At 70.6% G+C, this 20795-nt stretch carries 16 protein-coding genes; 8 read left to right on the top strand and 8 right to left on the bottom strand.

Annotated elements, in window-relative coordinates:
- Nucleotides 1-40 precede the first annotated feature (40 nt).
- The 4 genes from hemW to Taqua_RS05205 are packed head-to-tail and all read right to left on the bottom strand — an operon-like array spanning nt 41 to nt 3649.
- On the bottom strand, nt 41-1243 hold the full coding sequence (gene hemW, locus Taqua_RS05220; RefSeq protein ID WP_144325374.1) for a radical SAM family heme chaperone HemW: 1203 nt from the start codon (nt 1241-1243) through the stop codon (nt 41-43).
- Nucleotides 1240-1869: a non-canonical purine NTP pyrophosphatase gene (locus tag Taqua_RS05215; RefSeq protein WP_144325372.1), complete on the bottom strand. Its 630-nt coding sequence runs from the start codon at nt 1867-1869 to the stop codon at nt 1240-1242. Before Taqua_RS05215 ends, hemW begins: the two co-directional genes overlap by 4 nt.
- The gene (gene rph, locus Taqua_RS05210; RefSeq protein ID WP_144325370.1) at nt 1866-2636 is read right to left on the bottom strand and encodes a ribonuclease PH; all 771 of its coding nucleotides are present in this window, start codon (nt 2634-2636) and stop codon (nt 1866-1868) included. Before rph ends, Taqua_RS05215 begins: the two co-directional genes overlap by 4 nt.
- A gap of 2 nt (nt 2637-2638) precedes the next feature.
- On the bottom strand, nt 2639-3649 hold the full coding sequence (locus Taqua_RS05205; protein WP_144325368.1) for a serine/threonine-protein kinase: 1011 nt from the start codon (nt 3647-3649) through the stop codon (nt 2639-2641).
- 82 nt (nt 3650-3731) lie between these two features.
- On the opposite strand from Taqua_RS05205, the gene Taqua_RS05200 reads away from it, so the two are divergent.
- The 4 genes from Taqua_RS05200 to Taqua_RS05185 all read left to right on the top strand — a co-directional run bounded on the left by Taqua_RS05200 (nt 3732) and on the right by Taqua_RS05185 (nt 7847).
- A complete protein-coding gene (locus tag Taqua_RS05200; RefSeq protein ID WP_144325366.1) occupies nt 3732-4634 on the top strand; it encodes a YicC/YloC family endoribonuclease in 903 nt (300 codons plus the stop codon).
- Between the two features lie 8 nt (nt 4635-4642).
- Nucleotides 4643-5272: a guanylate kinase gene (gmk, locus tag Taqua_RS05195; protein ID WP_144325364.1), complete on the top strand. Its 630-nt coding sequence runs from the start codon at nt 4643-4645 to the stop codon at nt 5270-5272.
- A 21-nt stretch (nt 5273-5293) separates the two neighbouring features.
- The gene (gene rpoZ, locus Taqua_RS05190; protein ID WP_132961797.1) at nt 5294-5497 is read left to right on the top strand and encodes a DNA-directed RNA polymerase subunit omega; all 204 of its coding nucleotides are present in this window, start codon (nt 5294-5296) and stop codon (nt 5495-5497) included.
- Between the two features lie 85 nt (nt 5498-5582).
- Entirely contained in the window at nt 5583-7847 is a 2265-nt protein-coding gene (locus Taqua_RS05185) for a RelA/SpoT family protein (RefSeq protein WP_144325362.1), read from the top strand.
- 14 nt (nt 7848-7861) lie between these two features.
- Here the strand turns inward: Taqua_RS05185 and greB are convergent, their stop codons facing one another.
- Both greB and Taqua_RS05175 read right to left on the bottom strand, forming a co-directional pair.
- A complete protein-coding gene (greB, locus tag Taqua_RS05180) occupies nt 7862-8422 on the bottom strand; it encodes a transcription elongation factor GreB (protein ID WP_144325360.1) in 561 nt (186 codons plus the stop codon).
- Between the two features lie 39 nt (nt 8423-8461).
- Nucleotides 8462-9286, bottom strand: coding sequence for an AAA family ATPase (locus Taqua_RS05175; protein ID WP_144325358.1), 825 nt, complete (start codon nt 9284-9286; stop codon nt 8462-8464).
- A gap of 82 nt (nt 9287-9368) precedes the next feature.
- On the opposite strand from Taqua_RS05175, the gene recC reads away from it, so the two are divergent.
- The 4 genes from recC (at nt 9369) to Taqua_RS05155 (ending at nt 19465) form a co-directional block, all read left to right on the top strand.
- Nucleotides 9369-12866 carry an exodeoxyribonuclease V subunit gamma gene (gene recC, locus Taqua_RS05170; RefSeq protein ID WP_144325356.1) on the top strand — a complete coding sequence of 1166 codons (3498 nt, stop codon included), beginning with the start codon at nt 9369-9371 and terminating at the stop codon, nt 12864-12866.
- Nucleotides 12856-16605: an exodeoxyribonuclease V subunit beta gene (gene recB / locus Taqua_RS05165; protein ID WP_185969564.1), complete on the top strand. Its 3750-nt coding sequence runs from the start codon at nt 12856-12858 to the stop codon at nt 16603-16605. Before recC ends, recB begins: the two co-directional genes overlap by 11 nt.
- On the top strand, nt 16602-18524 hold the full coding sequence (recD, locus tag Taqua_RS05160; protein ID WP_144325352.1) for an exodeoxyribonuclease V subunit alpha: 1923 nt from the start codon (nt 16602-16604) through the stop codon (nt 18522-18524). Before recB ends, recD begins: the two co-directional genes overlap by 4 nt.
- A gap of 65 nt (nt 18525-18589) precedes the next feature.
- Nucleotides 18590-19465 carry an alpha/beta hydrolase gene (locus Taqua_RS05155; RefSeq protein WP_144325350.1) on the top strand — a complete coding sequence of 292 codons (876 nt, stop codon included), beginning with the start codon at nt 18590-18592 and terminating at the stop codon, nt 19463-19465.
- On the opposite strand, the gene Taqua_RS05150 is transcribed toward Taqua_RS05155, so the two are convergent.
- The gene (locus Taqua_RS05150; RefSeq protein WP_144325348.1) at nt 19428-20258 is read right to left on the bottom strand and encodes an undecaprenyl-diphosphate phosphatase; all 831 of its coding nucleotides are present in this window, start codon (nt 20256-20258) and stop codon (nt 19428-19430) included. The two genes, Taqua_RS05155 and Taqua_RS05150, sit on opposite strands and share 38 nt — an antisense overlap.
- A 72-nt stretch (nt 20259-20330) precedes the next feature.
- On the bottom strand, nt 20331-20708 hold the full coding sequence (locus Taqua_RS05145; RefSeq protein WP_185969563.1) for a hypothetical protein: 378 nt from the start codon (nt 20706-20708) through the stop codon (nt 20331-20333).
- Between the last annotated feature and the right edge of the window lie 87 nt (nt 20709-20795).

The raw sequence follows: 20795 nt of genomic DNA, 5'->3' as shown, positions 1-20795 counted from the left end.
GTGTGCAGGCGCCGGCCGCGCGGGCCACCCTAAGCCGCCATCAACCCGGCAAAAACAGCGCCTGCAGGTCACTCAACCAGTCGAAGCCGCGCGGCGTCGGGGCGACCCAGCCGTCGTCGCCGACGCTGAGCCAGCCGCGCGCCACCGCAGTGTCGATGGTCGTCGATACCGCCGTTATCGGCAAGCCCGTGCGTTCACTGAACAGCCGCAGCGCAAAACCTTCGCGCAACCGCAAGGCGTTGAGCATGAATTCGAACGGCAAGTCCGCCGCCGCAACCTCGTGCTGCTGCGCCACCGGCTGGCCCTGCAGCGCTTGGTCCATGTAGCGGGCGGGGTCGCGCCAGCGCACCTGCCGCACGATGCGCTCGGCAAAGCTGAGCTTGCCGTGCGCGCCGGCGCCGATGCCGAGGTAGTCACCAAACTGCCAGTAGTTGAGGTTGTGGCGGCAGCGGTGCCCGCGCGCGGCGTAGGCCGACACCTCGTAGCGTTGCAACCCGGCGGCCGCCGTGCGCTCGGTGATGAGGTCCAGCATCGCGTAGGCGGTGTCGTCGTCTGGCAGCGGCGGCGGGTGTTTGGCGAACCAGGTGTTGGGCTCGATCGTCAGGTGGTACACCGACAGGTGCGGTGGCTGCAACGCCAGCGCCTGCTGCAGCTCGTGCGCAAGGTCCTGCACGGTCTGCCCGGGCAGCGCGTACATCAGGTCGATGTTGAACGTCTCGAAGTGGCGCGCGGCCTCCTGCACGGCGGCGCGCGCTTGCGCCGCGTCGTGCACGCGGCCGATGGCCGCCAGGCGCTGGTCATTAAAGCTTTGCACGCCGACGCTCAGCCGCGTCACGCCGGCGTCGCGGTACGCGGCAAAGCGCTGGCGCTCGAACGTGCCGGGGTTGGCTTCGAGCGTGATTTCGGCCCCGGGCTCTAGCGGCAGGCGGGCGCGCACGTCGCTGATGAGCTGGCCGATGACGTCGGGGTCGAACAGGCTGGGCGTGCCGCCACCGATAAAGACGCTGCTGACCGCACGCCCCCACACCAGCGGCAGGCTGGCGTCGAGGTCGGCCAGCAGCGCGTGCAGGTAGCGCCGCTGGGGCAGCGCGTCACCGCCCGCCCAGGCGTGGGAGTTGAAATCGCAGTACGGGCACTTGCGCAGGCACCACGGCAGGTGGATGTACAGCGCCAGCGGCGGCAGGTGCGCCAGCCGGACGCCCCCCGGGCGCTGCCAGTGGACGGTGGTGGCCTCAACGCTCATGGCGCTGGCCACCAGTGCTGCCGCAGCAGCGCCAGCATGGCCGCCGCCGCGCGCCCCCGATGGCTGTGGGTGTTTTTGACCTCGGGCGGCAGCTCAGCAAAGGTGCCGCCCAACGCCGGGATGTACATCACCGGGTCGAAGCCAAAGCCGCCCTCGCCCACCGGCGCCTCGGTGATCAAGCCTTCGACCCGACCGGTGGCGATGAGGGGCTCGGGGTCGTCCGGGTCGCGCAGCGCCACCAGGGTGCTGACCATGGCGGCGCGCCGGTCCTGCACCCCTTGCATCGCTTCCAGCAGCGCGCGCACGTTGTTGGCATCGCTTTTGGGGTAGCCGAACTGTGTGCAGTAATGTGCGGTGTCCACACCCGGTCGCCCCCCAAAAGCGGCCACGCACAGCCCGGCGTCGTCGGCCAACGCCGGCAGCCCGCTGGCCGCGGCGGCGTGACGCGCTTTGGCCAGGGCGTTTTCGACGAAGGTGCGGTGCGGCTCGGCGGCCTCTGGTATGCCCAGACTGCCTTGGGTGACAAGCTCCACCGCCAGCGGTGCCAGCATCGCCTGCAGTTCGGCCAACTTACCGGGGTTGTTGGAGGCCAGCACCAACCGGCGCGGAGGGGCGGCCAAGGTCATGCCCCGCCCCCAAACGACACGCCGTCCAGCGCCGCGCGCTGCAGCGTGATGAGCTGCTGGATGCCGCGCTCGGCCAAGGCCAGCATCGCGTCCAGCTGCGCCCGGTTGAAGGGTGCACCCTCGGCCGTGCCTTGCACCTCGACGAAGTGGCCGGCGCCGGTCATCACCACGTTCATGTCGGTCTCGCACGCCGAGTCTTCGACATAGTCCAGGTCCAGCACCGCGCGCCCCTGCACAATGCCCACCGACACCGCCGCCACCGGCGCCGTGATGGGGTTGCGCGTGAGTTTGCCTTCGGCCAACAGCTGGTGCACCGCGTCATGCGCCGCCACCCATGCACCGGTGATGGCGGCGGTGCGGGTGCCGCCGTCGGCCTGCAAAACGTCGCAGTCCAGCGTGATCGTGCGCTCGCCCAGCGCACCGAGGTCGAACACGGCACGCAGCGCGCGGCCGATCAGGCGCTGGATTTCCTGTGTGCGGCCGCTTTGCTTGCCGCGCGCGGCCTCGCGGTCGCTGCGGGTGTGGGTGGCCCGCGGCAGCATGCCGTACTCGGCCGTGACCCAGCCTTGGCCGGTGCCTTTTTGGTGCGGCGGGACCTTGTCTTCGACGCTGGCGGTGCACAGCACGCGCGTGCGTCCAAACTCGATCAGCACCGAGCCTTCGGCGTGCTCGGTGTAGCCACGTGTGATGCGCACCGGGCGCAGCTCGTCGGGCGCGCGCCCGTCGTGACGCGCAGCGAGGTTGGGGGTGGGTGTAGCAGCGACCATCGTCATACGGTAGGGGTTGCGGTGGAAGTTGGGGCGCCGGCGTGGCTCGGAGGGCGGTCCGCGCGGATGCGCCAACGCGCCCACCAGGGCGGCGGTGCCGGCGGGTCGGCTTCGTCTTCGTCCTCGCGCGCCAGCTCGCGCTGCAGCGCGTAGACCGACTGCGGGCGCGACGCCGGGTCCAGCATCATGCACCAGCGCACCGCTTCACGCAGGTTATCCGAATACGCGCCCTGCCAGCGCGCCAGCGGCCCCAGCAGGCGCTCGCGCTGCTGGCGCGTGGGCGCGTCCGGCGGCGGGTAGCCTACCATGCACGAGTACAGGCACGCGCCAATGGCGTACAGGTCGGTCCACGGCCCCAGTGTCCCCTGTGGTCCGCGCTGGTACATCTCCGGCGCGGCAAAGCCGGGCGTGTACATCGGACGCACGTAGTCGCCTTCGTGCTGCAGCGCTTGGCGCGCCGCGCCGAAGTCGATCAACACCGCGCGGTCATCGTCGGTGATGAGGATGTTGGCGGGCTTGATGTCCAGGTGCAGCAGCCCGTGCTGGTGCACGATGCGCAAGCCACGCAACACCTCGTCGAACAAGGCGCGGATCGTGCCTTCCTGCAGCACGTGGCGCAACTGGCGTTCGCGCGCCACGACGATGTAGTCCTGCAACGACGCGCCTTGCAGGTACTCCATCACCAGGTACACGGTGTCGTTGGCGTGAAAAAAATGCTGCACGCCCACCACGGCCGGGTGGGCGATTTGCGCCAGCGCGCGCGCCTCCTCAAAAAAGCCGCGCAGCCCCAAACGGTACAACGCCTGCCTGTCGGGCCGTACCTGCGGCAGCCGCTCGCCCGGGGCGCGCGTGCACAACGCCGTGGGCAGGTATTCCTTGATGGCCACGGGGGACCCGCTGGCGTCGCGCGCCAGGTACACCAACCCGAAGCCGCCGCTGGCCAGCACCCGCACGATACGGTAGCCGCCCACCAGCGTGTCGGTGGGCAACGGGGCCGGCCTGGTCTTTGACATAATCGCTCGATTCACCGGTCAGGGAGGGCACGCCGTACGGCCCTCACCTGCACCCGATCCCTAGTCTTGTCTTGCAACGCTCATGGCAGTTTACAGCATGACCGGCTACGCGGCCCTGGCGGGCGCCGTCGAGGCCGAATCCGGTACGGCAGCCGCCGCAACCGCAGCGCTGCGCGTCGAAGTGCGCGCCGTCAATGGCCGTTTTTTGGACCTGACGCTGCGCCTGCCCGATGAGTTGCGCGCGGCTGAGCCGGCGCTGCGCGAGTGCGTGTCGGCACGGGTGCGGCGCGGCAAGCTGGAGCTGCGCGTCAGCTTCGACGCCACCGACGGGACCACGGTGCGCGTGCCCAGCGCCGCCGAGTTGCAGCGCCTGGCCACGGCCCAGGAGCAGGTGCGCGCCTGGCTGCCGCAGGCCGCGCCGTTGAGCGTGGCCGAAGTGCTGCAGTGGGCGCAGCGCGGCGCCAGCTTGCCAGCGAACGCGGCTGAGGCGCTGCTGGCGCTGGTGCGGCGTGCGTTGGATGAGCTGCAGCAAGCCCGCGCGCGCGAAGGCGAGCGCCTGGCCTTGATGTTGCATGATCGCGTGCATCGGTTGCGCACCCTGGCGGCGCAGGCCGAACCGCTGGTGCCGCAAGCCGTGGCGCAGCAGCGCGAGCGCTACCTGCAACGCCTGCACGAAGCGCTGGCCGACGCGCGCGTCGATGCGGCCACGTTGCAAGAACGAGCCCTGGCCGAAGCCGCCGCCTACGCGCTGCGCATCGACGTGGCCGAGGAACTGACCCGCCTGCACTCGCACCTGGACGAAATCGAGCGGTTGCTGCACCAAGGGGGCGAAGTGGGCAAGCGGCTCGACTTTCTGATCCAGGAGCTGCACCGCGAGGCCAACACGCTGGGCTCCAAAGCGGCCAACCTGGAGCTGACGCGCCTGAGCGTGGACATGAAGGTGCTGATCGAACAAATGCGCGAGCAGGTGCAAAACCTCGAGTGAGTGTCGACATGCAGCAACCCGGCAACCTGTTCGTCATCGCCGCCCCCAGCGGGGCGGGCAAGTCCAGCCTGGTCAAAGCGCTGCTGGAGGTGGACGCAAAGCTCAAGCTGTCGATCTCGCACACCACGCGCGCGCCACGCGGACAAGAGGTGCACGGGCGCGAGTACTACTTCGTCAGCGACGCCGAGTTCGATCGCATGATCGCCGAGGGCGCCTTCATCGAGTGGGCCCAGGTGCACGGGCGGCGTTACGGCACCTCGCGCCAGGCCATCGAGGCGCGCGTGGCCGCCGGTGAAGACATTGTGCTGGAAATCGACTACCAGGGCGCGCTGCAGATCCGCCGCCAGTTCCCGGCGGCGGTGCTGATCTTCATCTTGCCCCCCAGCTGGGACGAGCTGCGCGCGCGGCTGCAGCGGCGCGGCGAGGACAGCCCCGACGTCATCGAGCTGCGGCTGCGCAACGCCGCACAGGAAATGGCGCACGTCGACGCATTCGACTTCGTTATAATCAATGAAGTCTTTGAGCGCGCGCTGTTCGATCTGAAAACGATCACCCACTCGCAGCGGCTGCGCGTGGCGGCGCAGCGCCGCAGCCGGGCCGATGTGTTCGCCGCGCTCGGGCTCACCCCCAACCCTTGACCGCACCAACCGGAGGTTTCCATGGCACGCATCACCGTCGAAGATTGCCTGGAAAAAATCCCCAACCGTTTCCAGCTCGTGCTGGCCGCCACCTACCGCGCCCGCATGCTCAGCCAAGGCCACGCGCCGAAGGTCGAAACACGCAACAAGCCGGCCGTCACCGCGCTGCGCGAAATCGCTGCCGGCCTGGTCGGGCTGGAAATGCTGCGCAAGGTACCGGTCTGACGGCTATCACGGTCATTGTCGCAAGGCACCCACGTCGGGTGCCTTTTTTGTTTACAGTACAGGGGTGAGTGTCGATGTCGCCCCCATGGACGCGTCGCCGGCGGTAACGCCGCCCGCCAGCGCCCCCTCGGCTGCCGCAGCCAGCGCGGCGGCGGCCAGTTTTGCTGCACTCGAAGCCAGCCTGGGATACCTGGCCCCGTCCGACATCGACCAGGTGCGGCAAGCGTACCGCTTTGCCGACCAAGCCCACCTGGGGCAGTTGCGCAAAAACGGTGACCCCTACATCACGCACCCGATCGCGGTGGCGCAAATCTGCACCCAGTGGCGGCTCGACGCGCAAGCGTTGGCGGCAGCGCTGCTGCACGACGTACTGGAGGACTGCGGCGTCACCAAAGCCGAGCTGACCGAACGCTTCGGCCCCGCGGTGGCCGACCTGGTCGATGGCCTGACCAAGCTGGACAAGCTGGAGTTCGACAGCCGCGAGCAAGGCCAGGCCGAGTCGTTTCGCAAGATGCTGCTGGCCATGGCGCGCGACGTGCGCGTGATGCTCATCAAGCTGGCCGACCGGCTGCACAACATGCGCACGATGGCCGACATGCCGCGCCACAAGTGGGCACGCATTTCGCGCGAAACGCTGGACATCTACGCCCCGATCGCGCATCGGCTGGGCCTCAACAACCTGTACCGCGAGCTGCAAGACCTGGCGTTTCGCCACCTGCACCCATGGCGCTACCAGGCGCTATCGAAGGCGCTGGCGCGCTCGCGCGCGCGACGCAAGGACCTCATCGCGCGGGTGCAAGGCAAAGTGGAAGCGGCCTTCGCCCACACCGGCATGGAGGTGCGCATCGCCGGCCGCGAAAAAACCCTGTACTCCATCTACCGCAAGATGGATACCAAACACCTGTCGTTTGCGCAGGTGACCGATATTTACGGCTTTCGCATCATCGTGCCGCAGGTGCTGGACTGCTACACGGCGCTGGGGGTGCTGCATCAGCTCTACAAGCCGATGCCGGGCAAGTTTCGCGATTACATCGCCATTCCCAAGGTCAACGGCTACCAGTCGCTGCACACGACGCTGATTGGGCCGTTTGGCACGCCGATCGAGTTTCAACTGCGCACCCCCAGCATGGACGTGGTGGCCGAATCGGGCATCGCCGCGCACTGGCTCTACAAGAGCGGCGACGCCAACGACCCGGCGGCCCAAACGCTCAACGCCCAGTGGTTGCAGTCGCTGCTGGACATCCAGCAAGAAACCAAGGATTCGGGCGAGTTTTGGGACCACGTACGCATCGACCTGTTTCCCGACTCGGTGTACGTGTTCACCCCGAAAAGCAAAATCCTGGCGCTGCCGCGCGGGGCCACGGCGGTGGACTTTGCCTACGCCATCCACAGCGACGTGGGCCACCGCGCCATTGGCGCCACCATCAACGGCGAGCAGGTGCCGCTGCGCACCGAGCTGCGCAACGGCGACGTGGTGGAAATCACCACCTCCCCGCACGCCCACCCCAACCCAGCGTGGCTGGGGTTTGTGCGCACCGGCCGCGCACGCTCCAAAATCCGCCATTACCTCAAAACCCTGGCGCAGGAGGAAGCGCGCGCGTTGGGCGAGCGCTTGCTGCGCCAGGCGCTGCGCGCCGAAGGCTACGCGGAGCTGCCCCCTCACGAGGGCGACGGCCAGGGGGTGTGGGACAAGCTGCTGCGTTCCACCGGCGCGCGCAGCCGCGACGAGCTGCTGATCGACATCGGGCAAGGGCGGCGCATCGCCGGCATGGTGGGCAAAAAGCTTGCGGCACTGCTGGCCGAAGCCGGGCAGCGCCCCGACGCGCTGTTGATCAGCCAGGAGCGCTTCGGCGCCCCCACCGACGATCAACCGAGCCAGGGCGTGGTCGTGCTCGATGGCAGCGAGGGTGGCTCCATCGTCTACGCCACCTGCTGCCGCCCGATCCCGGGCGACCGCATCGTCGGCTACCTCGGCAAAGGTGAAGGGCTGGTCGTGCACACCGAAGAATGCCCTGTCGGGCGGCGGCTGCTGCAACGCGACCGCGAGCGCTTTTTGGAGGTCGAGTGGGCCGAGGAACCGACGCGTGCCTTCGACGCCACGGTGGCCGTCACCGTGGCCAACGGCAAAGGGGTGCTGGCGCGGGTGGCAGCCGCCATCGCCGCCGCCGAGGCTGACATCACCCACATCCAGATGGGCGACGACGGTGCCCAGCCCACCACCGAGCTGCGCTTCACCGTGGCGGTGCGTGACCGCGTGCACCTGGCCCAGGTGCTGCGGCAGTTGCGCCGCACTCCGTCGGTGCTGCGGGCGCAACGCGTGCGCCCACCGCGCAGCAACGACGGCGACTGAAGCCCATCGGCCTGCTAGCTGGGTGGTGGGTAGCGGACGCGAACGATCTCCAGCGTCTGCACCCCGGCGGGGGTGTGCAAACGCACCTCGTCGCCCTCGCGCGCTTTCAGCAGCGCCTGCGCCACCGGCGAAATCCAACTGATCTGCCCCTGAGCGCTGTCGGCCTCGTCGATGCCGAGGATCGTCACCGTCTCTTCACTGCCGTCGGCGCGCGCGTAGGTGACGGTGGCGCCGAAAAAGACCTGGTCCTTGCCATGGTGCACGCTGGGGTCCACCACCTCGGCGATCTGCAGCCGCTTGGTCAAAAACCGAATGCGCCGGTCGATTTCGCGCAGGCGCTTTTTGCCATACAGGTAGTCGCCGTTTTCCGAGCGGTCACCGTTGCTGGCTGCCCACGACACCGTCTCGACCACGCGCGGGCGTTCCTCTTCCAGCAGCCACTTGAGTTCGTCGCGCAGGCGCGCATAGCCCTGCGGCGTGATGTAGTTCTTGCCGCCTGCCGGCAAAAGCGGCTGCTCGGGCAGGTCGTCGTCCTCATCGTCACGGTCGGTTTCGCGGGTAAAGGCCTTGCTCATGGTCAACGTTGCGGTCGTTCGTCGGTTGCGCAGCCGCGCTCACATCCCCCACACCCCCACCGTGCGGCTGCCGACTTGCTCGGTGGTGCGGGTCGCTCGGCACGCGTTCATACCGTTGGCGTTGATGCCTGAACGCTGCATCCAAGCACCTGCTCGATCAACCGTGCGTAGATCCGGTTGGCTGCACGCCACCGTCTCCTCACGGCTGAAGTTGCCCAGCCGCAGCGATTCGGCCTTGATGTTGAAAGCGCTGCCGCCCGTGATGATGTCGCCACCGCCGCTGTGGATGCGGTAGTCGCGCACGTCGCGCACACCGCACAGCACCACGGTTTGCGGAAAAGCCTGCGGGCGCTGCGCGTAGCCGGCGCGGATTTGGCGCAGCAGCGAAATGAGCGTGTCGCCCACCAGCGCGTCGACCTCATCGAGCAGCAGCACCGCGGGGTGCGCGGGGTCGAGTTGGCTCCAGTGCGCCAGCAGGCGGGAGAGTTTTTCTTCGGCTTCAATGGCACGGCCCTCGCCACGCAGCAGCCAGTCATCGAGCCGAGCGTCGCCCAGGTAGACCTGGGCGCTGCGGGCGATGGCGCTGCAGGCGGCTTGGATGCCACGCTCGACGTTGCCGCGCGCGGCTTGCGCGGTTTCGATGTTGGCGTACAGCGCCCGGTACCTGCCGTGGGTGTTGAGGTGTTGCATCAGCGCCAGCAGCACGGTGGTTTTACCAGTCTGGCGCGGGGCGTGCAGCACGAAGTAGCGCTTGGCCTCGATCAGCGCCAGCACTTCGTCCACGTCAATCCGCTGCAGCGGGTCGAGCATGTAGTGGTCATCGGGCCGCGAGGGGCCGGCGGTGTTGAATTGCTTTTCGGCCATGGGCGCAGTGTAGCGCGCGAGGCTCGGCCTGACGGGGGACGGATTTGCTACATTTGCCGCGCTGTCACCCACGCGCCGAGCCATGCCCGTCTTGCACATCCACCTGTCGCACCGCCCGGAGCGCCTACTGGCGCGGGCAGCCCGTCACGCGCTGGCGCCTCTGCCCGGGTGGGATGCGCTGGCGCCGCGTATGTGGGTGGTGCCTAGCCAAGGCATCGCGCAGTGGGCGCAACAAAGCATCGCCCAGCACCACGGCCTATGCGCGGGGCACGACATGCGCCTGCCGGCGCAGTGGCTGTGGCAGCTGTACCGCAGCGTGCTCGGGCACGACGCGGTACCGGACGAAGCGCCGCTGGACCGTGGGCCGCTGCGCTGGCGTCTGTGGCGGCTGCTGCCGACGCTGGCTACCCAACCCGACGCCGAACGCTACGCCCCCCTGTTGGCGTACCTGGGCGACGGCGACCCCAACCGGCGCGCCCAGCTGGCGTGGCGTATCGCCGACCTGTTCGACCAGTACCAGATCTACCGCACCAACTGGCTCGACGACTGGGCGCAGGGGCTGGATCGGCTGCGCGACGCGGATGGCCGTGCGCGCGAAGTGCCGGATGACGAGCGCTGGCAGCCTGCACTGTGGCGGTTGCTGCGCGCCGACGTGCGGGCCGAGGGCCAGCGCTGGTTCAGCCGCAGCGAGTTGCACGCCGCCTTCGTTCAACGGGCCCGCGCCCTGTCCGCGCCGCCGGGCTTGCCGCCGCGCTTGACGGTGTTTGGCCTCAGCGCCATCACCCCGGACGTGTTGCAAGCGTTGCGCCTGTGCGCCCGCTGGTGCGACGTGGCGATGTTCATCGTCAACCCGAGCCTGACCGACTGGTTCGATCGCGACGGCGCGCGGGCCGGCCACCCGTTGCTGGCCGCCTGGGGTCGGCAGGGACGGGATTTCATCGCCGGGCTGTACCAACTCGCCGACGCCCCCCCGGACGGCGACCCCGAGGTCCGGTTGCACGAACACTTCGATGACGACGCCGGGGCCGACGGTGACCCCGCGCACCTGTTGGCGCAGTTGCAAGACGACATCTTGCACGGCCGCGCCGAGGGCGAGGCCAGCTGGCCAGCGGTCGACCCGCGGCACGACGGCTCGCTGCGCATGCACATCTGCCACACGCCGCTGCGCGAGGTGGAAGTGCTGCACGACCAGGTGCTGGCCGCCCTGCAACGCGACCCCACGCTGCAACCACGCGACATCGCGGTCTATCTGCCCGACGTGCCCACCTATGCCCCGTTCGTGCACGCGGTGTGGGGCAGCGTGCCGGTGCACGACCCGCGTCATCTGCCGTACACGGTCAGCGACACGGGCGACCCCGAAGCCCAGCGCCTGCACGACCTGGTGCGCGCCCTGCTAAGGCTGGACCAAGCCCGCTGGCATGGCAGCCAGGTGCTGGACTGGCTGGACGTGCCGGCATTGGCGCGGGCGTTCGACCTGCAGCCCGACGACCTCGAAACCGTGGCGCGCTGGCGCGAGCACGCCGGCATCCGCTGGGGGCTGGACGCCGAACACAAACAGCAACTGGGGTTGGCGCAGCCCACCGACGCCGACGCCGCACGCCTGACCTGGCGCGATGGGCTGCAACGCCTCTGGCTGGGCTACGCTATCGGCGACGACGATACCGTGTGGGCCGACCTGGCGCTGCCGGCGCGTGGGGTGGCGGTGCTGCAAGCCCCGCTGCTGGACAAGCTGCAGGCGCTGATCGACGCGCTGGACGCGTGGCAGCGCACGCTGCGTCAGCCTGCCGCAGCCAGCGTCTGGCAGCAGCGCCTGCACGGCATGCTCGACAGCCTGCTCGCGCCCGCCAGTGACGCCGAGCGCCGCACCGTGGGCGACTTGCGCAGCGCGCTGGACCGTTGGGCGCAACACGCCCAGGCCGCAGGCGACGAGCCCATCCCGGCCGCGGTGGTGGCCGACGCCTGGCTGGCGTTGGCGGCGCCTGCGCCCGGGGGGCAGCGCTTCTTGGCTGGCGCGGTGACGTTTGCCACGCTGATGCCGATGCGCTCGGTGCCGTTTCGGCGCGTGTACCTGTTGGGCATGCACGACGGTGCCTACCCCCGGCGCGACACCCTGGATGCCCACGACCTGATGGCAGCCGTGCCACGCCCGGGCGACCGCCTGCGCCGCCACGAAGACCATTACCTCTTTTTGGAAGCCGTGCTGGCCGCACGGGAGCACCTGGGCATCAGTTGGGTGGGGCGCAGCCCGGTGGACGACACCCCCACGGAACCCTCGCTGCTGGTGGCCCAGCTGCGTACCCATCTGCAGCGCCACTGGCGTTTGGCCGGCCCCGCACCCGGCGCCCCGACCAGCGACGACGCGCTGCTGCGCGCACTCACCACCCAGCACGCCGCCCAGCCATTCGCACACGCCAACTTTGCGCCGCAGCCACCCACCGACGCCGCCCCACCGCTGCAGGCGCAGCGTTTCAGCTACGCCGCCCAGTGGCTGGCGGCCCCTGTCGGCCCAGCGGGCACGCCCCCCACGTTCGACCGCCCAGCGCTGGCGGACCTGACGATGCTGGCCGACTTGCTGCACGACCCCGTGCGGGGCTGGACGCAACAGCGGCTGCGCATCCGTCTGCCGGACGATCAGCGGGACACCGACCTCGACACCGAACCGTTCGAGCCCGACGGGCTGCAGCGCTGGCGCACCGAGCTTGCGTGGGTGCAAGCCGTGGTACGCGCCTGCCTGCAGGGGGCAACGCAGCCAGCTGTTCAGCAGGCCGCCGACGACGCCTGGCGGCGCGCCCAGTGGAGCGGGTGGTGGCCGCTGGGCGCCGCGGGCGACCATCTGCGTGGCGACGCCAACGTGCTTTTGCAGCGTTTGGTGCGGCACCTGCAAGGCTTTTTGGCAGCCTTCCCAGACCCCTGCGAGGTGCGCCCGCGGCTGCGCACGGAGGTCGAAATCCCGTCGGCAGCACCGCTGCCGTTCGATGCCGTGTTGCCCAGCGTGCGTCGCGGCAACGATGGCCGCCACGGTCGGCTGGTCGTGCAAGGCAGCCACCTGCTCGACCGCAAAAGCCCCAACAGCAAGCAGTGGCGGCTGGCCACCCTTTGGCGCACCTGGGTCGAGCACGTGGCGCTGCAGCTGGCGGTCGGCCCCACCGCCACCTGCGTGGTTTCGCCATGGGGCAACGCCTGGCTGCTGCCGATGGCACCCGAGCAGGCGCGCGACGTCTGGCAATCCCTGTGGGAAGCCTGGGCGGCCGGCCTCGAACCCCAACCGCTGCCGTTGCCGCGGCACGCCGCCGCGGCGTACGTTCAGGCACTGGATGGCCGGGCCGAGCCCGGCACCGACCCACGGCTGCGCGCCTGGGACAAGGCCCGCGAGGCCTACGAAGACAGGGGCCACGGCCTGGCCAAAGACGCCCTGTGGCGGCGCCACTATCCCACGTTCGAAGCGTTGGCCGGCCCGCGCGAGGCGCACGACGAGCACCCCTTCGCCCAATGGGCGCAGCGCCTCGTGCGTCCGCTGCGCGCCCACGTCGTCAGCAGCCTCGACAACCCTGCGGACGGAGAAGCGCCCGATGACGCCTGAGTCCCGCGACCTCGACGTGCTGGGGCTGCCGCTGCATGGCAGCCACCTGATCGAAGCCAGTGCCGGCAGCGGCAAAACGTGGAACATCGCACTGCTGTACGTGCGCCTGGTGCTGGGCGCCCCCCCTGGGCAGCAGGGCCTGCCGGCGCTGGACGCACGCCACATCCTGGTGGTTACCTACACCGACGCCGCCACCCAGGAGCTGCGCAGCCGCATCCATGCCCGGTTGCGGCAAGCGGCGCACGTCATGCAAGGCGTGGTGGGCAGCGGCGGCGACGACGCCGCGCTGGCCGCCCTGTGTGCGCTACGTGACCGCTACCCCGCGGCCCAGTGGCCGGCCTTGGCCGCACGCCTCGACGCGGCCGCACAAGCCTTGGACGAGGCCCCCATCAGCACCATCCACGGCTGGTGCCAACGGATCCTGCGCGAGCACGCGCTGCTCAGCGGCGAGCCGTTTGCGCTGAACGTGCTGGCCGACACGACGGCGCTGCTGCAGCAGTGTGCACAAGACTGGTGGCGGGTGCAGGTGCAGCCGCTGCCACCCGAGCTGGCCAGCGCCGTGGCGGCGGTGTACCCCTACCCGCGGGCGGTGCTGCAAGCCGTCGAACCGCTGCTGCAACACGCCCCCTCATGCGCTGCCGCCCTGCCCGGGGGCGCCGACACGCCGCTGGCCGTGCCGCTGCAGCATGTCGATGCCCAACGCCGCGCGGCCTTGCACGCCATCAAAGCGCCGCTGCCGGCGTTGGTCGACGACGCCGAGCGGGTGCTGACGCAGCACGGCTTGATCAAGGCCTTGAGTCAGCCCCACCACGTGCGAGCCTGGTTCGGCAAGCTGCGACACTGGGCCACGGATCCCGACGATGCCAACCACCCACTGACCAACACCGCCCGTCAGCGCCTGACGCTGGCGCAGCTGCAGCGCGGCGCGGCCACGCTGCCGACCGAGGTGCTGAACCTCAACCTGTGGCCCGCGCTGCAGCGCCTGGAGCAGGCCCTGCGCCACCTGCCGGACGTGCGCGGCACCGTGGTGCGCCACGCCGCCGCCTGGATCGACCAGCGCATGCGCGCCCAGCTGCGCCAGCAGCAGAGCCTGACCTACGACGAAATGCTGCGCCGCGTCGACGAAGCGTTGAGCGGTCCCCATGGACCGGCCTTGGCGGCGCGCCTGCGCCAGCGTCAACCGGCGGCCCTGGTGGACGAGTTTCAGGACACCGACCCGCGCCAGTGGCGCATCCTGCGCGCCATCTACCAGCCCGAGCGCGCCGCGCCCGACACCGCGCTGCTGCTGATCGGCGACCCCAAGCAGGCCATCTACGCCTTTCGCCACGCCGACATCCACAGCTACCTGCAAGCGCGCCGCGCCTGCGGGCCGCGCGTGTGGCGGCTGGGCACCAACCACCGCAGCAGCGAAGCCATGGTGCGGGCCGTCAACGCCCTGTTCACGCACGCCGAACACCAATCGCCCGACGGGGCCTTCGGGTTCGGTGGCGCAGGCACCGGGCAGGTGCCGTTCGTCCCGGTGCAGCCGAGCGGCCTGGCGCTGCGCTGGTGCGAAGGCGGACACGACAACGCCCCGGCGCTGACGCTGGCCCTGCCCCCGTCAGGCGACGCGGCGCCCCATGACACCCTGGCGCAGGCCTGCGCCGCCACGGTGGCGCGCTGGCTGACCGACCCGCACACCGGCCTTGTCGGCGCCGATGGGCAGCTGCACCGCCTGCAGCCGGGCCAGATCGCCATCCTCGTCAACGAGCGCGAGGAGGCCCAACGCATCGGCCGCGCGTTGCGCCGCCACGGGCTGCCCAGCGCCTACCGCTCGGAGCGCGCGGCGGTGTGGGCCACCCCCCAAGCCGAGGACCTGGCGTTGTGGCTGCAGGCCTGCGCCCGACCGCACGACCGCGACGCCGTGGCGCACGCGCTGCTGGCGGCCAGCACCGGCATGGACACCGCCGAGGTGCATACCCTGCTGGCCGACGAACTCGGGTGGGAGCAGACCCTGCAGCGCTTTGCCCACTACCACGCGCTGTGGCTGCGCCACGGGGTGTTGGCCGCCGTGCGCCAACTGATGATCGACCACGCGGTACCGGCGCGCTTGCTGCGCCGCGCCGGCGACGCAGGCAGCGGCCGCCGCGCGCTCGTCAACCTGCTGCACCTGGCCGAGTGGCTGCAAGCCCGCGCCCCGCGCGAGGGGGTGCGAGGTATCCAAACCACCCTGACGCTGCTGCAACAAGCCCGCCGCGGGCTGCTGGGCGGGCAGGACAACGACGCCAGCGCCCCGCAGGTGCGGCTCGACAGCGACGGCGGCGCCATCACGCTGATCACCGTGCACAAGGCCAAAGGACTGGAGTTTGACGTCGTGCTGCTGCCCTTCGGGGTGCGCCCGCGGCCGCTGGCCGCCCCCAAAAGCCACCAATTCGGTGTGGTGCGCTGGCACGACACCGAAGGTCACCTGCACGTCACCCTCAGCGACGAAGGCGACGCGTGGAGCCACGCACTGCAACGCGGCGAGCACGAGCGCCAGCTGGAAGACGTGCGCAAACTGTACGTGGCGCTGACCCGTGCGCGCCATGCCACTTGGGCGGGCATCCCGCTGGACGACGTGTTTGGCGTCAGCGCCTGGGCGCGGGTGCTGGGTTTGCCGGGCCACCACCCGGTCGAGCACGGCACCGAGGCTATCACCGAAGCGCTGGACCGGCTGGTGGGCCACAGCGGCGGCACCATCGCGTGGTGCCCGACGGACGCGGCGTCCCCCATGCCAACCATCCGACCGTCCAACGCTACCCCCCCACCGCCGGCCTACCCCCACCAGGCCCGCGCACGCGCCACCCCCACCTGGTGGATCGCCAGCTACAGTGCCCTGACCCGCGCGGCTGCCGATCCCGGCCCCCCGCCGGAGGCCGCCGCCGACCACCATGCGGGAGACGACGACCCCACGCCGGACGCCCATCCCACGACCCCTGCCGACCCCGCCGTCGGCGCGGCCGCCCCCTGGCACCGCTGGCCGCGCGGCGCCCAAGCAGGGGTCGTGCTGCACGCGCTGCTGCAGCATTGCGCCGAGCAGCGTTGGGCCCCGGCCGCCAGCGACGCGGCCACCCTGCAGCCCACCGCGCAGCGGCTGCTGGCCCAGCACGGCTGGCCCGCTGATCGACAGACCATCGACGCCGCCGACCTCGCCGTCTGGGCCGTGCGCATCGTGCAGCGGCCGCTGCCGTTGCCCGGCGCTGCGCCCGTGGCGCTGGCGCAGCTCGAGCGAGCCTGGCCCGAGGTGGGGTTCTGGCTGCCGATCGGCGCCACCGTCCCTGCGGACACGCTGGACCGGCGCATCGCCCAGCACGTGCTGCCGGGCCAACCACGCCCGGCCCTGAGCGGCCCGGTGCTGCACGGCATGCTCAAAGGCTACATCGACCTGATCTTTGCCCATGACGGGCGCTACTGGGTGTTGGACCACAAATCCAACGCGCTGGGCGATGCCGACGATGCCTACCACCCCGCCGCCCTGCAGGCCGAAGTGCTGCGCCAGCGCTACGACGCGCAGGCCGCGCTGTACCTGCTGGCCCTGCACCGGCTGTTGCGCCAGCGGCTGCCCGACTACGATCCCGCGCAGCACTTGGGCGGTGCGCTGTGCGTCTTTTGGCGCGGCGTGGCCCACGCCACGGCTGGCGTGTGGAGCACCCCGGCGCCGCTGGCGTTGCTCGACGAGCTCGATGCCTTGCTGCAATCGCCTGCGGAGACCACGGCATGACGCCACCCGCCACCGACACCCTGGACACCTGGCTGCAGCGCGGCCTGGCCAGCGGCGAGCTGCGCGCCGCCGACGCCGCGTTTGCCCGCGTCGCGCAGCGTCTGTGCCCGGATGCCCCACTGGCCACCTGCCTGGCCAGCGCGGTGGTAAGCCGCCACGCGGCTGACGGCCACATCGCCTGGCTGATCCAGCGCACGGCGCCGCCCAACGGCCCGTGCAGCGCGCGGCTGCAGCGCCTCCTCTCGCGCACCCCCCACGCCGCCGACCATCCCCCATGGTTGGGCGACGGCAGCGCCCCCACACCGCTGGTGCGCCACGGTTCGCGCCTGTACCTGTGGCGCCACTGGCAGCGCGAGCAGGCGGTGGCGCATGCGCTGGCCGCCCGCCTGCACCCCACCCCGTCGCCCGCCCCTGTCGAGGTGCGGGCGTGGCTGGACGCCCTATTCGGCCCCCCTGCGGATGGGCATGACGCCGACCAACGCTGGGCTTGCGCACGCACGCTGCACCAGGCCCTCACCGTCATCACCGGCGGCCCCGGCACCGGCAAGACCACCACCGTGGCGCGGCTGCTGGCCACCCTGCAGGGCCTGGCGCTCGCCCAAGGCGCCCCGCTGACGATCGCCCTGGCCGCCCCCACCGGCAAGGCTGCGGCGCGGCTGGCGGCAGCCCTGGCCCAAGCCTGGCGGGCGCTGCCGCCGACCGGGTTGCCGCTGCCCACCGACCAGCTGCGCGCCCACCTGCCCGGTGCCGCCCGAACCCTGCATGCCCTGCTGGGGCAGCGTCCCGACGGCGGTGCGGCCCGTCATGGCCCCGATCGGCCGCTGCCGCTGGACGTGCTGGTGGTCGATGAAGCCTCGATGGTGGACCTGGAGTTGCTGCACGCCACCGTGCAGGCGCTGCCACCCCAAGCCCGCCTGATCCTGCTGGGCGACCGCGACCAATTGGCGTCGGTGCAGGCCGGCGCGGTGCTGGCCGAGCTGTGTCTGCACGCCGACGCCGCACGCTGGCACCCCGGCACCGCGCAGGCCTTGCACGCCGCCACCGGCGTAGCCGTGCCCGCCGCGTGGATCGACCCCGGTGGCGACGCGTTGGACCAAGCCGTCGTGATGCTGCGGCGCAGCCGCCGCTTCGACGCCGACAGCGGCATTGGCCGCTGGGCGCAGGCCGTGCGCCAAGGCGACGTGGACGCCGTGCACCATCTGCTGCACCACCCCACCGCCGACGTCAGCGTGCACAGTGGCCCCGAGGACGACCGCTGGCTGACGACCTGGAGCGCGCACGCCCAAGCCCTGCTGCAGCCGCTCGCCGGCGCGTTGCCGACGCTGGCCGACGCGCACCCATGGGCAGGCGAGCGTCTGGCGCAGCACGGCCGGCTGCAGGTGCTGTGCGCTCTGCGCCAAGGCCCCTGGGGGGTGCAAGGCCTCAACGCCCGCCTGCAGCGCCGCGCCGAGGGCACCACCCCCGCGCTGCCGCAAGGGCCGTGGGGGCCGGCCGGGCAACCGTGGCTGGTCACGCGCAACCAGCCGGCGCTGGGTGTCATGAACGGCGACCTTGGGCTGCTGCTGCCGCTGCGCGCGCCTGACGGCGGCCTGCAGTGGCGGCTGGCGCTGCCGGCGACGCAGCCCGGCGCCGGCGTGCACTGGGTGCTGCCGGCTCAACTGCAGCACGTGGAGCCGGCGTGGGCGATGACCGTGCACAAGGCCCAGGGCAGCGAATTCGACCATGTCATCCTCGTGCTGCCCCCCGACCCCGACAGCCCCCTGGCCACACGCGAGCTGCTGTACACCGGCATCACGCGCGCACGCCAGCGTCTGACCCTGGTGCTACCGGGTGGCCCGGCCACGCTGCTGGCGGCGCTGCAGCGCCGCACCGAACGCGACAGCGGGCTGCGAGACGCCGTGCTGGCCGCGCTACCATAACCCACCATCGAACGACCGTTCGCAAAAAGCCGCCCTGGCGGGCGGCACGCTTGCCTGACACCGCCATGAACCCGCCCTGCATCGTGTTTTCGCACGCCAACAGCTTCCCCGCCGGCACCTACCGCGTGCTGTTCGACGACCTGCGCGCGCGCGGCTGGCGTGTCGAAGCGCTGGACAAGTTCGGCCACGACCCGCGCTACCCTGTCACCAGCAACTGGCCTCATCTGGTGCGCCAATTGGCCGATTTCGTCACCCAGCAGGTTCAGCCCCAGGGCGAGCCGCTGTTTCTGGTCGGGCACTCGCTGGGCGGTTTTTTGAGCCTGATGTGCGCCGCGCAGCACCCGCAGCTCGGCGGCAGCGCGGTCGGCGGCGTGGTGATGCTCGACTCGCCGGTGCTGGGCGGCTGGAAAGCGCGTGCGCTGGCCGCGGCCAAGCACACCCGCCTCATCGGTGCCGTCTCGCCAGGGCGCATCAGCCGCAAGCGGCGCAACCGCTGGGCCAGCGCCGACGAAGCGCTGCAACACTTTCGCCACAAACGCGCCTTCAGCCGTTGGGACGCGCGCGTGCTGGCCGACTACATCGCCGCCGGCACGCACGACGAGGTCGGCCCCGATGGCCAGGTGCATCGCGTGCTCAGCTTCGACCGCGACATCGAAACGGCCATCTACGACACCCTGCCGCACCACCTGGACCGCCTGCTGCGCCGCCACCCGCTGCGCTGCCCGGTGGCGTTTGTTGGTGGCACCCACTCCGAGGAAATGCGCCGCGTGGGCCTGACGATGACGCACAAACTGTGTGGCCGCGAGCCGTCACCGCGGCTGCAGTTCATCGACGGCACGCACCTGTTTCCGATGGAAAAGCCCGAGGCCACCGCCGCCGCCATCGACCGCGCGCTGCGTCACTTCATGGCACCCAACGCACCCAGCCCAGCCAGCCGCTGACGGCGATCAGCACGCCGAAAGCGATGCGGTACCAGGCAAACGGCACAAACGTGTGGCTGGCCACGTAGCGCAGCAGCCACTTCACGCACACCCACGCCGACACGAACGACACCACCAGCCCCACGGCGAAGAAGGGCACGTCCGCCGCGCCCAGCAGCGCGCGGTGTTTGTACAGGTCGTAGGCCGCGGCCCCGAACAACATCGGGATGGCCAGAAAAAAACTGAACTCGGTGGCTGCGCGGCGCGAAAACCCCAGCGCCATCGCCCCGATGATGGTGGCGCCGGAGCGGCTCACCCCCGGAAACAGCGCCAGGCACTGGATCAGCCCAACCGCCAGCGCGTCGCGCCCACGGATGGCGTCGACATCGTCAATGCGCGGCCGCGCCCCGCGGCGCTGGCGCGCCTCCACCCACAGCATGACGAGCCCGCCCAGCACAAAGCCTGCCGCGACCACCCAAGCGTTGAACAGATACGCCTTGATCGGGCCGATGAACGCAAACCCTGCCGCCGCCGCCGGCGCAAAACCCAACGCCACGTTGAACGCAAAGCGCTGCGCCAGCGCATCCCGTGGCAAGCCGCGCAGCGTGGCCAACAAGCGCTGCCAGTACAGCCCCACGATGGCCAAGATCGCCCCGGTCTGGATCACCACCTCGAACACCTTCGTGCGCTCGTCCGGCAAGTCCAGCAGCGCGGCGGCCAAAATCAGATGTCCGGTGGACGAAACGGGCAAAAATTCAGTCAGGCCCTCCACCACCCCCATCAGGGCGGCTTTGAGCAGCAAAGCAATATCCATCGGCAACGGGCGTGGGCAGCCAAACAAGCCTGCTAGTGTAGCGGTGCGCCACCCCGCCCAGTGGCGCGTTGCTCAGCGCCAGCCGCGACGGTCGTCGTCCCAACGGCCGTGGCCGGGGTAGCCCCAGGCGGGCGGCGCGCCCCAGGCCCCCGGCACCACCACGCGCGGGCCACCATCGCGATCCCAACGGTGATGATGACGGTGGTGGTGCTTGCGGTGGCCCGGCGGTGCCACAACGGCCACCGGCGCCCCCCACACCACCGCCGGCGGCGGCGCCACAACCACCGGCGGCGCCACGACGACCGGCACCGTGTTGCCGACCCGCACACTCACGCCCGGCTGGTGCACCCCCACCGACCAGTACACGTCCCCGGCGTGGGCCACGCCCAGCGACCCCACCGTGCCTAACCAAGCCGCCACCGCGGCGCGCTTCCAACGAAGGATGTTCATACCGATCTCTCCTGCCTTGCGAGCGCGTGCTCGACCATACGTGCACCTATTGCAACACCAAGCGCGTGCTACAGGTATCACGCAATC

It is taken from the genome of Tepidimonas aquatica (assembly GCF_007556585.1).
Classification (GTDB): Bacteria; Pseudomonadota; Gammaproteobacteria; order Burkholderiales; family Burkholderiaceae_C; genus Tepidimonas; species Tepidimonas aquatica.
Note: the sequence above shows the minus strand (reverse complement) of the source record. Positions and strands in the feature narration are given on the sequence as shown.

Coding starts and splice junctions, on each gene's coding strand:
- hemW (WP_144325374.1), bottom strand. CDS start 1,243: ATGAGCGTTGAGGCCACCACCGTCCACTGGCAGCGCCCGGGGGGCGTC.
- Taqua_RS05215 (WP_144325372.1), bottom strand. CDS start 1,869: ATGACCTTGGCCGCCCCTCCGCGCCGGTTGGTGCTGGCCTCCAACAAC.
- rph (WP_144325370.1), bottom strand. CDS start 2,636: ATGGTCGCTGCTACACCCACCCCCAACCTCGCTGCGCGTCACGACGGG.
- Taqua_RS05205 (WP_144325368.1), bottom strand. CDS start 3,649: ATGTCAAAGACCAGGCCGGCCCCGTTGCCCACCGACACGCTGGTGGGC.
- Taqua_RS05200 (WP_144325366.1), top strand. CDS start 3,732: ATGGCAGTTTACAGCATGACCGGCTACGCGGCCCTGGCGGGCGCCGTC.
- gmk (WP_144325364.1), top strand. CDS start 4,643: ATGCAGCAACCCGGCAACCTGTTCGTCATCGCCGCCCCCAGCGGGGCG.
- rpoZ (WP_132961797.1), top strand. CDS start 5,294: ATGGCACGCATCACCGTCGAAGATTGCCTGGAAAAAATCCCCAACCGT.
- Taqua_RS05185 (WP_144325362.1), top strand. CDS start 5,583: ATGGACGCGTCGCCGGCGGTAACGCCGCCCGCCAGCGCCCCCTCGGCT.
- greB (WP_144325360.1), bottom strand. CDS start 8,422: ATGAGCAAGGCCTTTACCCGCGAAACCGACCGTGACGATGAGGACGAC.
- Taqua_RS05175 (WP_144325358.1), bottom strand. CDS start 9,286: ATGGCCGAAAAGCAATTCAACACCGCCGGCCCCTCGCGGCCCGATGAC.
- recC (WP_144325356.1), top strand. CDS start 9,369: ATGCCCGTCTTGCACATCCACCTGTCGCACCGCCCGGAGCGCCTACTG.
- recB (WP_185969564.1), top strand. CDS start 12,856: ATGACGCCTGAGTCCCGCGACCTCGACGTGCTGGGGCTGCCGCTGCAT.
- recD (WP_144325352.1), top strand. CDS start 16,602: ATGACGCCACCCGCCACCGACACCCTGGACACCTGGCTGCAGCGCGGC.
- Taqua_RS05155 (WP_144325350.1), top strand. CDS start 18,590: ATGAACCCGCCCTGCATCGTGTTTTCGCACGCCAACAGCTTCCCCGCC.
- Taqua_RS05150 (WP_144325348.1), bottom strand. CDS start 20,258: ATGGATATTGCTTTGCTGCTCAAAGCCGCCCTGATGGGGGTGGTGGAG.
- Taqua_RS05145 (WP_185969563.1), bottom strand. CDS start 20,708: ATGAACATCCTTCGTTGGAAGCGCGCCGCGGTGGCGGCTTGGTTAGGC.